The 12585-nt window shown below is 36.3% G+C and carries 10 protein-coding genes and 1 rRNA gene; 6 read left to right on the forward strand and 5 right to left on the reverse strand.

What is annotated here, in order from left to right; genetic code table 11:
• The first annotated feature begins 9 nt into the window (after positions 1-9).
• Both thrC and pckA read left to right on the forward strand, forming a co-directional pair.
• Positions 10-1509, forward strand: a complete 1500-nt coding sequence (gene thrC / locus BMZ99_RS00970; RefSeq protein ID WP_090932045.1) for a threonine synthase — start codon at positions 10-12, stop codon at positions 1507-1509.
• A 337-nt stretch (positions 1510-1846) separates the two neighbouring features.
• Complete coding sequence (pckA, locus tag BMZ99_RS00975) at positions 1847-3406, forward strand: phosphoenolpyruvate carboxykinase (ATP) (protein ID WP_090932047.1); 1560 nt, start codon at positions 1847-1849, stop codon at positions 3404-3406.
• A 36-nt stretch (positions 3407-3442) separates the two neighbouring features.
• Here pckA and ligD (BMZ99_RS00980) read toward each other — a convergent pair whose 3' ends face one another.
• From ligD (BMZ99_RS00980) to BMZ99_RS01000, 5 genes are all read right to left on the reverse strand, one after another.
• On the reverse strand, positions 3443-4372 hold the full coding sequence (gene ligD, locus BMZ99_RS00980) for a non-homologous end-joining DNA ligase (protein WP_090932049.1): 930 nt from the start codon (positions 4370-4372) through the stop codon (positions 3443-3445).
• Positions 4365-5183, reverse strand: a complete 819-nt coding sequence (gene ku, locus BMZ99_RS00985; RefSeq protein WP_090932051.1) for a non-homologous end joining protein Ku — start codon at positions 5181-5183, stop codon at positions 4365-4367. Before ku ends, ligD (BMZ99_RS00980) begins: the two co-directional genes overlap by 8 nt.
• A 31-nt stretch (positions 5184-5214) precedes the next feature.
• Positions 5215-6207, reverse strand: a complete 993-nt coding sequence (gene ligD / locus BMZ99_RS00990; RefSeq protein ID WP_090932053.1) for a non-homologous end-joining DNA ligase — start codon at positions 6205-6207, stop codon at positions 5215-5217.
• Between the two features lie 101 nt (positions 6208-6308).
• Entirely contained in the window at positions 6309-8192 is a 1884-nt protein-coding gene (pepF, locus tag BMZ99_RS00995) for an oligoendopeptidase F (protein ID WP_090932055.1), read from the reverse strand.
• Positions 8193-8282: 90 nt separating this feature from the next.
• A complete protein-coding gene (locus tag BMZ99_RS01000) occupies positions 8283-9062 on the reverse strand; it encodes an N-acetylmuramoyl-L-alanine amidase family protein (RefSeq protein ID WP_090932057.1) in 780 nt (259 codons plus the stop codon).
• Positions 9063-9166: 104 nt separating this feature from the next.
• On the opposite strand from BMZ99_RS01000, the gene BMZ99_RS01005 reads away from it, so the two are divergent.
• The 4 genes from BMZ99_RS01005 to BMZ99_RS01015 form a co-directional block, all read left to right on the forward strand.
• On the forward strand, positions 9167-10978 hold the full coding sequence (locus tag BMZ99_RS01005) for a B12-binding domain-containing radical SAM protein (protein WP_245754754.1): 1812 nt from the start codon (positions 9167-9169) through the stop codon (positions 10976-10978).
• Positions 10968-11909, forward strand: coding sequence for a TIGR01212 family radical SAM protein (locus BMZ99_RS01010; protein ID WP_090932059.1), 942 nt, complete (start codon positions 10968-10970; stop codon positions 11907-11909). The genes BMZ99_RS01005 and BMZ99_RS01010 overlap by 11 nt, the downstream gene beginning before the upstream one ends.
• Positions 11910-11998: 89 nt before the next feature.
• Positions 11999-12154 (forward strand): hypothetical protein, encoded by a 156-nt coding sequence (locus BMZ99_RS26160; RefSeq protein WP_175490442.1) that lies wholly within the window; start codon positions 11999-12001, stop codon positions 12152-12154.
• 362 nt (positions 12155-12516) lie between these two features.
• Positions 12517-12585: ribosomal RNA gene (locus tag BMZ99_RS01015) — 16S ribosomal RNA — on the forward strand; the annotation flags it as partial.

The raw sequence follows: 12585 nt of genomic DNA on the forward strand, positions 1-12585 counted from the left end.
AGTTTGTTTATGTATAGTAGTACTCGTGGATGTAATGATATATTAAGCGCAGCTGAGGCCATAAAAAGAGGAATTGCTGCTGATGGTGGATTATTTGTGCCTACTGTTTTGCCCAAAATTGATGATATATGGCTAGCTAAATTGGTAAATTTAGACTATAGGGGACGAGCATTTGAGGTTTTACGCTTGTTTTTAACCGATTATAGTGAGGAAGAGCTAAAGAATTGTATCGCTGCTGCTTATACTACTGAGAAGTTTGATGATGCGGCTATTGCGCCTGTTACAGCGATTGATCATAATACTTATGCACTTGAATTGTGGCATGGGCCAACAAGTGCTTTCAAAGATATGGCATTACAAATCTTACCTCATTTAATGTCTAAGGCATTGAGTAAAACCCAGGAAGAAGCTGAAATAGTAATATTAACGGCAACATCAGGCGATACAGGAAAAGCAGCTTTAGAAGGATTTGCTAATGTTGATCAAATTAAAATCATTGTTTTTTACCCAGAAGAAGGAGTTAGTCCTATTCAACGTTTGCAGATGGTTACTCAGCAGGGGGCAAATGTTTCTGTTGTAGCAGTCAGAGGAAATTTTGATGATACACAGACTGGTGTGAAGAATATTTTTAATGATCCTTTTTTTAATGAGAATTTAGCTGCAAAGGGCTTTCAGCTATCATCAGCTAATTCAATTAATTGGGGGCGATTAGCACCACAAATTGTATATTACTTTAGTGCGTATGCTGATTTGTTGGCTAAAGGTCACTTGCAATTAGGGGAAGTCGTAAATTTTGTCGTACCTACTGGTAATTTCGGTAATCTATTAGCTGGTTATTATGCAAAATTAATGGGATTGCCTATTGGGAAATTAATTTGTGCATCCAATAGTAATAATGTATTAACGGAATTTCTTGATCAAGGAGTTTATAATAAAGTACGTACTTTTCATAAAACACTGTCGCCTTCTATGGATATTTTGATTTCTAGTAATTTAGAGCGTTTGTTGTATCACATTACAGATGCTGATACAGTACAAATCAAAAATTGGATGGAAGAACTTAATCGTGAAGGACAATATTGTGTAGGGCAAAGGTATTTAGAGAGTATTAAGGATACTTTCTGGGCGGATTGGGTGAGTGATGTAGAAACGTTAGAAAAAATTACAGATATTTTCAAGAAATATCTGTATGTTGCCGATCCCCATACAGCAGTAGCTTGGCATGTCGGAGAGCGATATCGCCAACAGACGGGAGATATGACGCTGCAAGTTATTGTTTCTACTGCCAGTCCTTTTAAGTTTAATGAGAGTGTGTTAGCTGCAATTAGGGATTCGAAGAATAGCAATAGCGACAAAAAAGACGAATTTTCTATGTTGCATGAGTTGTCTCAGATAAGTGGCTGGCCTGTACCCCCAGCGTTAGCAGCCTTGGAAAAAGCTCCTATTTGCCATAGCATACTATGTAATAAAGAGGATATGCCTCTTGTAATAAATGATATTTTAGAATAGAATAAAGGCTAAAAAGTATCTATTTGCAATGAAAGCGCTTTTTAAGTATCAGATTAAGGAGCGATTTCATTTTAGAATAGATGAGACTTATAGAAATGAAGTAAAGCTTCCTTTGATTTAAGTTGATCTTAGTATAAGAGTAGCAGTCATGTTATTTGGCGAAGTCCTAGTACAACGCAAAATAAATAATATGATTGCTACTCTTTATTAAAGGGTTGATTTTTTATGAATTATTTTTATTACAGAGAATAACAATGAAAAGTTATCCATATATTGTTATGGATAAAATAGTGTTTTTACTATGTGAAAATAATTACATATGAAGGGGGAGTATATCATGAAAACTAGTAACATCTTGCAAAGTGCAACTCAAGTCCATTGGAATTTAACACCAGCAGAGTTAGTAGAATGTTCCTTAAAGAGAAACGAGGGAATATTAACTGAGAAAGGTGCTTTACGTGTAGCAACGGGTAAGTACACAGGACGATCCCCTAATGACAAGTTTATTGTAGATTCACCATCCGTACATGATGATATAGACTGGAAGAATAATCGGGCATTTACCGTAGAGCTGTTTGATAAATTGTATAATCGCATGCTAGCCTATATGGTTAATCGTGAACTGTTTGTTTTTGATGGATTTGCTGGTGCTGATGGTAATAATCATACTCGTGTAAGATTTATTAATGAATTCGCATGGCAAAATCTATTTATTCATCAATTACTAGTACGTCAAGATGAAATTGATTCAGATTTTAACCATGATTTTCTCATTTGTTGTATGCCTGGATTCAAAGCTGTACCAGATATTGATGCAACAAACTCTGAAGCATTTATAGTGATTAATTTTGAGCAAAAAATGATTATAATTGGTGGGACTCATTATGCGGGAGAAATGAAAAAATCGATTTTCTCTGTTATGAATTATTTACTGCCTTGTCAGGGAATTTTGTCAATGCATTGTTCGGCTAATATGGGGCAAGGTGGAAACACCGCATTATTTTTTGGCTTAAGTGGTACAGGTAAGACGACGTTATCTGCAGATCCCAATCGGCAGCTCATTGGTGATGATGAACATGGATGGAGTGATAGTGGCATATTTAATATTGAGGGCGGGTGTTATGCAAAGTGTATTGCGTTACGCCATGAAACAGAGCCGCAGATTTGGGATGCTATCAAATTTGGTGCTGTGTTAGAAAATGCTACTGTGGATGAAAAAAGCAGGGTCGTAGATTTCGATGATCAATCTATTACGGAAAATACCCGGGTTGCATATCCTGTAAATTTTATTCCTAGCGCTCGTATTCCTGGTTTGGGCGGTCATCCGAAAACCGTCGTATTCTTAACAGCGGATGCCTTTGGTGTTTTGCCGCCAATTTCAAAATTGAATAAAGAGCAGGCTATGTATCACTTTCTATCAGGTTATACGAGTAAATTAGCTGGTACAGAATTGGGAATTACAAAGCCTGAGGCTACCTTTTCAGCCTGCTTTGGTGCACCTTTTTTACCGTTATCACCTTTGATTTATGCGAACCTGTTAGGGGAAAAGTTGGAAAAGCATAATACAAATGTCTTTCTTATTAATACAGGCTGGTCAGGTGGACCCTATGGAATAGGCCGTCGCATGAAATTAGCGTATACTAGGGCAATGGTTACAGCCGGGATTGAGGGGCAGCTGGATGAAGTTTCCTATGAGCTTGATTCTATTTTTAACGTATATATCCCTATGTCTTGTCCAGAAGTGCCAACCGAACTTCTTAAACCTATTTACACTTGGCAAGATAAGGAAGCCTACTTTTCCAAGGCAAAGGAATTAGCTTTGCTGTTTAATCAGAATATTTTAAAATTTGGCAATTCTATACCAGCAAAAGTGATTAGTGCTGGTCCGATTGTTTGACTCTAAATTTGTAAGAAAATGGTCTGAAATCATATTTCAGACCATTTTCTTGTTCTTGAAGTTTGGTAGTGTTTGTTGAAGCTCAAGAACAGGTGCAAATAAGTCACCCATTTTCTGGACTCTATCTAAGACTTGATTAGTAGTGAAAGAGAGTTGATCAGGAGCTTGTTGTAGATAGGCTGTTTTTACTTCTTCCCAAGTCACTGGTGTAGATACGGTAGGGTACTTTTTTGCTCGTAGAGAGTAGACGCAAACCGTCGTTTTATGATCGTCATTTTGACTCCAGTCTATAAAGATTTTTCCTTTACGCAAATCTTTTTTCATTTTAGATACGACAAGAGAAGGGTTCTGTTGTTCTAATGTTTTTGCCAGTATATGGGCAAATTCTTTAGTTTGGGTATAGGTTATCGTCTGTGTATTAAGAGGTATATAGATTTGCATGCCTTTTGAACCGGATGTTTTAGGAAAACTTTTAAGATTGCTCTCTAATAATATTTTATGTAGCATAAGAGCTACCTCAGCGCAATGTACAATTGTTGCTGGGTGACCAGGATCGAGGTCGAAGACTAACATGGTAGGTCGGAGTATATCGTCAGAGCGTGATAAGGAAGTATGAAGTTCAATGGCAGCTAAATTGACAGCCCAGATCAGTGATGGCAGATCTTGGGCGAGACAAAAGTTGATGCTGCGTTTCTTACTTTCACTCCACACCGGTACGGTTGATAACCAATTGGGGCGGAAGGATGGGCATTCTTTTTGATAAAAAAACTTTGCTGTTGCCCCATTAGGGTAACGCTTAAGAGTAAGTGGGCGACCTGTAAGGTGAGGAAGCAAAACAGGTGCAATACGGATATAGTAGTCAATTACTTGTGCCTTTGTAAAATTACTGGCAGTATAAAAAACTTTGTCTAAGTTGGAAAGCGCTACATTCAGTTTGTTAATTTCCATGACAGTCTGATTAGGCATGTGCTTTTTTCCTCCTGGTTTTAGTAGGCGTTTTCTTCTTTAAAGCCGATAAGCTTGCTTCCAGTGCTGCCATTAAATCAACGACTTTTCCACCTTGTTCGATAATCGGTTGCTGAGTAATCACTTGACCTTCTGCTTTACTTTCTATCATGGATAATAGCTTCTCTCTATATTCATTATGATATTTTTCAGGGGTAAAACTACTTGAAAGAGATTCAATTAGCTGTAATGCAATGTTAAGTTCTCGTTCATTTGGCTGATGCTCTTCAGTTGGCAGATCTTCTAAGTTTTCTTGAGAAATGATTTCATCGGAAAAGAACATGGTTGACAAAGTGATAACATTGTTAGTTGGACGAATGGCAGCAATATATTGCTTATTACGCAGAACAAAGCTAGCGATGGCTGTTTTTTGTGATTTTTTCATTGCAATTAGTAAGAGGGAGTAGGCTTTTTCCATCCCTTTATCGGGAGTAAGATAATAAGAATGTTCAAAGTAAATAGGATCAATTTGTTCTAAATCTACAAAGTCGGCAATTTCAATTCGACGCGAACTTTTAGGATACACGTTCTCCATTTCTTCTGGAGATAGGATGACATATTGTTCTGGTGAAACTTCAAAACCTTTGACAATCTCTTCTTTTGGCACTTCATTACCGTCATTACTGCAAACACGCTTGAGTTTGATACGACAGCCGTCACTTTTACGTAGTTGATGAAATTGTAGTGTTTTCTTTTTAACAGCATTGAATAATTTGATTGGTATATTGACTAATCCAAAGCTAATCGTGCCACTCCACATCGGTCTGGCCATATTATGCACTTCCTTTTTACGAATTAAATCGTTATAGAGTTCGTATTTTTGTTTCTTGTACTACATCATGGGCAGATTTGTCATTTCGTAAACCTTTAAATGACGGATGACGAAGGGTGTTATTCGGTGTCCATTCTGTGAATTCAAATTCGCCGACTAAGTGAGGCTCTACGAACATGGTCGTATTAGGAAATTCATTTGTGGTAAAAGGGCTGGTATTGCGATGCAGAGGAATAAGCAAGGTATGCAGTTTATGGAGCATATTTTTAGTAAAGCCTGTACCCACTTTTCCGGCATAAAGAAAGTGTTGCGGTTTATTTTCTTTTTTAGCTTCCTGGAGAGTCCTATCATAATAGCCTAACAGCAGGGAACCGATTCCTCCAGAACGTTGACCTTGACCCGGCAGCCAGCCACCAATCACTAATTCCTGACGATACTGATTTTTTATTTTAAGCCAATCTTCGCTGCGTGCTCCAGGAATATAGGTGCTGTTTAAGCGTTTGGCAATAATACCTTCTAGGTTTAAAGCAGAGGCTGCGGCTAGTATTTCTTTACCGCTGCCTTGTTGATAAGCTGGAGTTTGCCAATTGGCATCTGAAAGCTGCAAGGTTTCCAAAATAGAGCGGCGTTTTGTATAGGAAAGTTCTAAGAGGGATTGATTAAGGTAGAGAATATCAAAGATAATATAGGTTACAGGTGTTTCTAACATTTTCTTATGAATAACAGTAAGGGAACTAAGACCCATGCGTTGTTGTAAGATAGGGAAGGAAGGCAGACCTTTCTTATCAAATGTAATTATTTCTCCATCAAGTATAATTTTTTGCCCGGTTAATTTCTTTTTCAATTGCTGAAGTTCTGGATATTGATGTGTAATATCATTTAGATTGCGGCTTCTTATGGTTAATTGTTCTGCGTTATAGTAAAGCATTGCACGGATTCCATCCCACTTGATCTCAAAGCTGTATTGGGCGTCATCAGGTGGTAATTTAGCAGGTTTAGCTAACATCGGTCTAATTAATTGCATGAAATATCACCTCTATTATTCATAGTATTTTTATATCATTGGTTAGCTATACTCTTAATAAAAAAAGACTGGTTATCCAGTCTTTTTTTATTATAACGTTCTTATTGTGTTAATAGCTTCTCCATTTGATCCAGCATGGCAGAGAAATTATTTAATGTTATTTCAATTGGCTTTGGTGAAGACATATCAACGCCAGCCTGCTTTAAAATATTGAGGGAGTAATCAGAACTGCCGCTTTTTAGAAAATTTATATATTTTTCTTGAGCCGACTGTCCTTCCGTAAGTATTTTATCCGCTAAGGTTGTAGCGGCAGAATATCCTGTAACATATTGATACACATAAAATTCTGAGTAAAAATGTGGAATTCTTGCCCACTCTATGTCGAGTTCCTTATCAACAATAATATTAGAACCATAGTAAGTGACGTTAAGATCGTGCCATAACGTTGCGAGACAATCTGCAGTGAGGGTTTCTCCTTCTTCTGATAGTTCATAAATGTTTTTTTCAAATTCAGCAAACATGGTTTGACGGTAAATGGTAGCCCGTATTTGCTCTAAATACTGATTGATAAGATAGAGTTTTATGTTTTTATCTGTTGTGGTATTAAGCATATGATGCAATAGGAGTATTTCATTTGTTGTGGAAGCAACTTCGGCACAAAAAATCGTATAAGCTGAAGTGGCATAAGGCTGATTTTCCTGACTGTAATAACTATGAATGGCATGCCCCATCTCATGGGCTAATGTGGAGACATCATCATAGCGATTATTATAATTGAGTAAAACAAAAGGGTGGGTTCCATAATTCCCCCAGGAATAGGCACCTGTCTGTTTTCCCTTATTTTCGTAAACATCGATCCATCCAGAAGTTAAGCCTGTATCTAGTATCTGATTATATTCTGAACCTAGAGGTTTAAGGGCGGTACAAACGAGCTTTAGCCCTTCTTCATAAGGAAAGGGGAATTTCACCTCTTTAGCTAAGGGAGTATATAAGTCATACATATGAATGTCAGTTAACTGCAAGAATTTCTTCTTAAGAGCGACATAGCGCTGCAAAGGTGCAAGATTCTTGCGGACAGTAGCTATTAAATTATCATACACGTCCGTTGGCACATTATCACCCTTTAAAGCAGAATCCAAAGTCGAGGCATAATTACGAGTCTTTGCATAAAAAACATTTTGTTTAACATTTCCATTTAATGTAGAAGCAAAGGTGTTGCGGTACCGGTTGTAAGTAGTAAACAAATTAACAAAAGCTTGTTGACGAACATTTCGGTCTTTGGAACGGATAAATAGGCTATAGCGTCCTTCGCTTAATTGTACCATTTGGCCTTGCTCATCGATGGTTTTTGGAAACTCCATATCTGCATGTGCTAACATGTTAAAGGTATTTTCAGATGCTTGTGTAATATCTGAGATTTTAGATAAGATGGCTTCTTCTTTAGGCGATAATACATGCTTTTTTTGCCTGGCAAGGTTATCAAAGTAGAAATTATACTCTTTTAAACCTTCTTCTTGCTGACGAAATGTGGTTAATATTTCATCAGGTAAAGCTAATATTTCTGGTTCAATAAATGCAGTGGCTGCACCTGCTTCTGCAAGTAAGGATTCTAGCTTTCCCGTCATCCCTTGGTATTTGGTATCCGATGTATTTTCATCTTTATGCATACGGGCAAAAGCATATAATTTACCGCTGATTATACCAAGTTCATCCCGCTCTTTCAGGCACGCCAATAAGTCTTGTGATGAGTTCTTTAACGTACCTGTATACTGTGTGATTTCTTTTAAACGACTCTTTAAGGTATTAAAATCTTGTTGCCAAAGATCATCATTTGCATAAATATCTTCAAGACACCATTTATATTGATCTGGTATTTCACTACGAGACGGCACATGGGAGGCTTCGCCAGCAGCGGCATCACCCCTAGTATTGCTATATTGCATTTTAGTAAGCGGCAGTGGAAGAATTCGAAGCATTTTAAACATGTATACACTCCTTTGAATAATATAGATATAGTTGTATATATTAGCAAGATAGTTTAAGATTCCTGTATAGCATATGGAAAAATATCGTTCTTATACTTTATAATAGTTTACGATGCCTTGAAAAATACTTTCAGCTATTTTCGTTCTGCCATCAATACTTGATAATAGAACTTCTTCTTCTGGGTTTGAAATAAAGGCTGCTTGAATTAAAATAGCGGTCATTTTGGTGTAACGAATAACATAAAAGCTTGCAAATCGAGAAGAATGGTCTTTTGTTCCTAGCTCTGTCACTAAGTTTTTTTGTACAAGAGCAGCTAATTTGATAGATTGAGGATCACCATAATGAAAAGTAGTGGTTCCTACAGCTGTATTGCCGGTAAAGGAATCATTGTGTATACTGATGAAGATATCAGCATTCGAATCTTTTGCAATTTCTACACGGGCAGCGAGTTCTTCTCCAGCGGAAGCATCAGGTAAAGACACATTGCGATCACTGTCACGAGTCAGTACTACTGTTGCGCCATTATTTTCTAGCATATCCCGCAAGAGCAATGTGATTGCTAATGTATTATCCTTTTCCATTGTTCCAGATGGACCAATAGCTCCAGGATCGTTTCCGCCATGCCCAGCATCAAGACAGATGATTTTTCCCAATAAACGTTGACTTGCTGGTTCCTCTATGACTGGCGCAGGACGGTCTAAAGATCCAGGCATTACATAATTAGGGGAGTAAATATACACTAATTCATTGGCTGTGTCATAAGTGATCCGCCAATGAAGTGTTTGTGACATCGCTTTTAGTGTCATTAATAAGTCTCTGCTAACCCGGACATTAACGGGTACTTTTTGTCCATCTATGACTATCCGCATTATGGCACCTTCCTTTAAAGGTTACTTTTATTTTATAGTATTCAAAAAACACGCAGGTGGTGAATACTAAGAAAAGAAGAGTATATGAAGGGGAAACCATAAGTATGAACGTAATATTTGAATATATATGGAGTGATTGTATAGTGAAGGTCGTTTTATCAACATTGAATGCAAAGTATATTCATTCGTCATTAGCTTTGAAATATCTGAAAAAGACTTGTAACACAGTAAATTCTGAGATTGTGGTTAAAGAATATACTATTAATAATGATTTACTTGTCATCTTAAGTGATATCTATAGTGAAAAACCTCATATTATTGGGTTGGCCTGTTATATATGGAATATTGATATGACTTTGAAACTGGCTGGACTGCTTAAAAAAGTATTACCTGAAGTGGTTATTATACTGGGAGGGCCAGAAGTGTCCTATGATCCTTTAGATGTGATGAAAAGAAATATTGAGATTGATTATGTGGTGCAAGGAGAAGGAGAAGATATTCTTCGGACATTATTGACCGCACTAACCTCCAATACAACGGTTCATAGCATTGAAGGTTTGTCATTTCGGCAAAAAGAAGAAATTATTGTGGGCAAGCCGCAAGTCATTGGAAATCTGAATGCGATACCTTTTCCTTATGGTGATAGTGATATGGATCAGCTTAAAGATAAAATTATTTACTATGAAAGTGCTCGAGGATGTCCTTTCTCGTGCCAATATTGTCTATCAAGTGCTACCTCAGGTGTACGTTTTTTACATTTAAATCGGGTATACAAGGAATTAGAATTTTTTATTAAACATAATGTAAGGCAAGTAAAATTCGTTGATCGAACTTTTAATGCCAAGAAAGAGCATTACTTGCCTATACTACGTTATTTAGCAAAACAAGATTGTCCTACTAATTTTCATTTCGAAATTGCTGTTGATCTTCTAGATGATGAGGTGTTAAATTTTTTGAAAGATGTACCAGTTGGAAGATTTCAATTTGAAATTGGTATTCAATCTACTTATAAACCTACACTTAATAAAATTTCCAGGTATAATAATTGGTCTAAAATCGTTGAGCATGTAACACGTATTATTTCAAATGAAAATATTCATGTACATTTAGATTTAATTGTAGGGCTGCCTTATGAAAATTATAACCAGTTTGGCGAGTCTTTCAATGATGTCTATCAGTTGCGGCCACATATGTTACAAATCGGTTTTTTAAAAATGTTAAAAGGAGCTGGACTTCGTAATTTTGCCAATGAGTGTGGCTATGTATTTTTAGATGAAGCACCTTATGAAGTATTAAGTAATGATAATTTAACTTATGGGGAAGTAAGAAAGCTTAAAATAGTAGAAGAAGTTTTTAATCAGGTATATAATACAGGACGCTTCAAGTATACGTTAGATTTTTTAATTCGATTACACGGTGGCAATGCTTTTCGTTTTTACCATGATTTATCCACTTATTGGGAAGAGGAACAACTGCATTTAGTCGCTCATAGTAATAAATCCATCTTTAAATACTTATTGGATTTTTGTTCGATCCATCATGAACACGAGAGAAGCGTGTGTCAGGAATTTTTAAAGTTTGATGCTCTTATGAATGAGAAAGGAAAATTGCAACCAGAGTTTTTGCCATGGAATCAAGATCAATGGATGGAAGAAAAAAATCAATTTTGGCGTAATGCAAATGTGGTGTGCAATTACATACCTGATTATATTTTCACTACGTGGCGGGACCTTAAAAAGAAATACCATATTGAGGTTTTTTCAATCGACCTGTTGGAATACATAAAACAGCCAGGTCAGATTAGCTATAGGAAAACACCCGTACTTTTCTCGTATGAACAAGATAGGACTCAATACCAATATATTGCATGTGATGATTTTAAAAATATCGAGGGGCGGGATTATCATGCGTTATAACGCTTATTCAGATTTTCTTCGCCAACGTTATGGTGAAAAGGTATATAAATTGCCTGTCAGTTTACCTGTTACTTGCCCTAATCGCGATGGCAGTTGTGGACAGGGAGGATGTGTATTTTGTGGCGAAATTGGTGCTGGATATGAAAATTTACCTGCTTCTATGACTGTAGCAATGCAAATTGCAGCAAATCGTGTTCACATCGCGGCAAAATATAAAGCGAAAAAATTTATTCCTTACTTTCAGAATTTTAGCAACACCTATCTGCCGCTACAACAGCTTGAGCAGTATGTTCATGAAGCTTGCCAAGAAGATGTAGTGAGTATTTCGCTGGCAACTCGGCCAGATTGTGTGAATGATCAATATCTAGAAATGTTGTCAAACATTAGTCGAGCAAATAATGTTGACATCTGTATTGAATTAGGGCTTCAAACTGTAAACTATCATTCATTAAAAAAAGTAAATAGAGGACATACATTAGCAGAGTTTCTGGATGCAACTCTACGGATTAAAGCGTATAATATTGAAGTTTGCGCTCATATTATATTGAATTTACCTTGGGATAATGAGCTAGATGTAATTGAAAGTGCTAAAATATTATCAGCTATGGGAGTTGATCAGGTAAAGCTTCATGCACTGTATATTGTAAAAAATACCACAATGGCTGATTGGTATCAAAAAGGTGAAATAAATCTAGTTTCAAAAGATGAATATGTAGAAAGAGTAGTAACCTTTTTGGAATATTTACATTCCGATATTACGGTACAGCGCTTAATTGGTAGAGCTCCAGAAAAAAATACTTTATTTACGAATTGGCAAACAGGCTGGTGGAAAATCCGTGATGATATTGAAAAGACGTTGGTTGATCGAGATACTTGGCAAGGGAAACGCTGTAATTATCTTAATGGTAGTGCTGTACAAAAATTTCTTTAAAATTGTCTTCCAAGTTTTTCTTTACAAGAAAAGCTTTTGTTGCTACAATGAGCCTTGTGATTTTTAAAATAGAGGTGTAAGTTAAACACATGGAAAAATTAGAGCTGTTATCTCGTATTGAAAAATTATCTTTGTTGTTACATAGTGATGATTTAGCTAAATATAATTTAGCTAATGAAAGTATAATTGAAATAAAGCGGGTATTAGATGAATTGAGTGAGACCTACATTACTACATATTGTTAATGAGTGTATAACAAATGGCGATAGGTATTGTCGTTAGAATTGAGTTATAACCTTAAATTCTAACGGCATATAACTTCGCAATTGGTTTCTATATAAAAAAAAAATATATAATAAAAAAGTTGACAATAATAAAACTGTTATGTTATTATATAGAAGTTGCTTGCGGGTGACAATGAAGTTTTCGAAATGAAAGTGTTATAAATGTTGTGTGTTCCTTGAAAACTAAACAATGTAAGTAAGGTTAAAATAAGCCAGATGTGCGGTACTCGTTTTGGAGTACAAAACAGTTGGTTCATGCAAATGAACTAACACAAACAATTTGTTTTTTTAAAAAGAGCCATCAAGGTTCTTCATAAATAACTTTTATGGAGAGTTTGATCCTGGCTCAGGACGAACGCTGGCGGCGTGCCTAACACATGCAAGTCGAACGG

Origin of the sequence: Pelosinus propionicus DSM 13327, from assembly GCF_900114615.1 — a bacterium.
Lineage (GTDB): Bacteria > Bacillota > Negativicutes > DSM-13327 > DSM-13327 > Pelosinus > Pelosinus propionicus.

Excerpts from the sequence above, each read along its gene's own strand:
- thrC (WP_090932045.1), top strand. The coding sequence starts at position 10 with ATGTATAGTAGTACTCGTGGATGTAATGATATATTAAGCGCAGCTGAG.
- pckA (WP_090932047.1), top strand. The coding sequence starts at position 1,847 with ATGAAAACTAGTAACATCTTGCAAAGTGCAACTCAAGTCCATTGGAAT.
- ligD (WP_090932049.1), bottom strand. The coding sequence starts at position 4,372 with ATGCCTAATCAGACTGTCATGGAAATTAACAAACTGAATGTAGCGCTT.
- ku (WP_090932051.1), bottom strand. The coding sequence starts at position 5,183 with ATGGCCAGACCGATGTGGAGTGGCACGATTAGCTTTGGATTAGTCAAT.
- ligD (WP_090932053.1), bottom strand. The coding sequence starts at position 6,207 with ATGCAATTAATTAGACCGATGTTAGCTAAACCTGCTAAATTACCACCT.
- pepF (WP_090932055.1), bottom strand. The coding sequence starts at position 8,192 with ATGTTTAAAATGCTTCGAATTCTTCCACTGCCGCTTACTAAAATGCAA.
- BMZ99_RS01000 (WP_090932057.1), bottom strand. The coding sequence starts at position 9,062 with ATGCGGATAGTCATAGATGGACAAAAAGTACCCGTTAATGTCCGGGTT.
- BMZ99_RS01005 (WP_245754754.1), top strand. The coding sequence starts at position 9,167 with ATGAACGTAATATTTGAATATATATGGAGTGATTGTATAGTGAAGGTC.
- BMZ99_RS01010 (WP_090932059.1), top strand. The coding sequence starts at position 10,968 with ATGCGTTATAACGCTTATTCAGATTTTCTTCGCCAACGTTATGGTGAA.
- BMZ99_RS26160 (WP_175490442.1), top strand. The coding sequence starts at position 11,999 with ATGGAAAAATTAGAGCTGTTATCTCGTATTGAAAAATTATCTTTGTTG.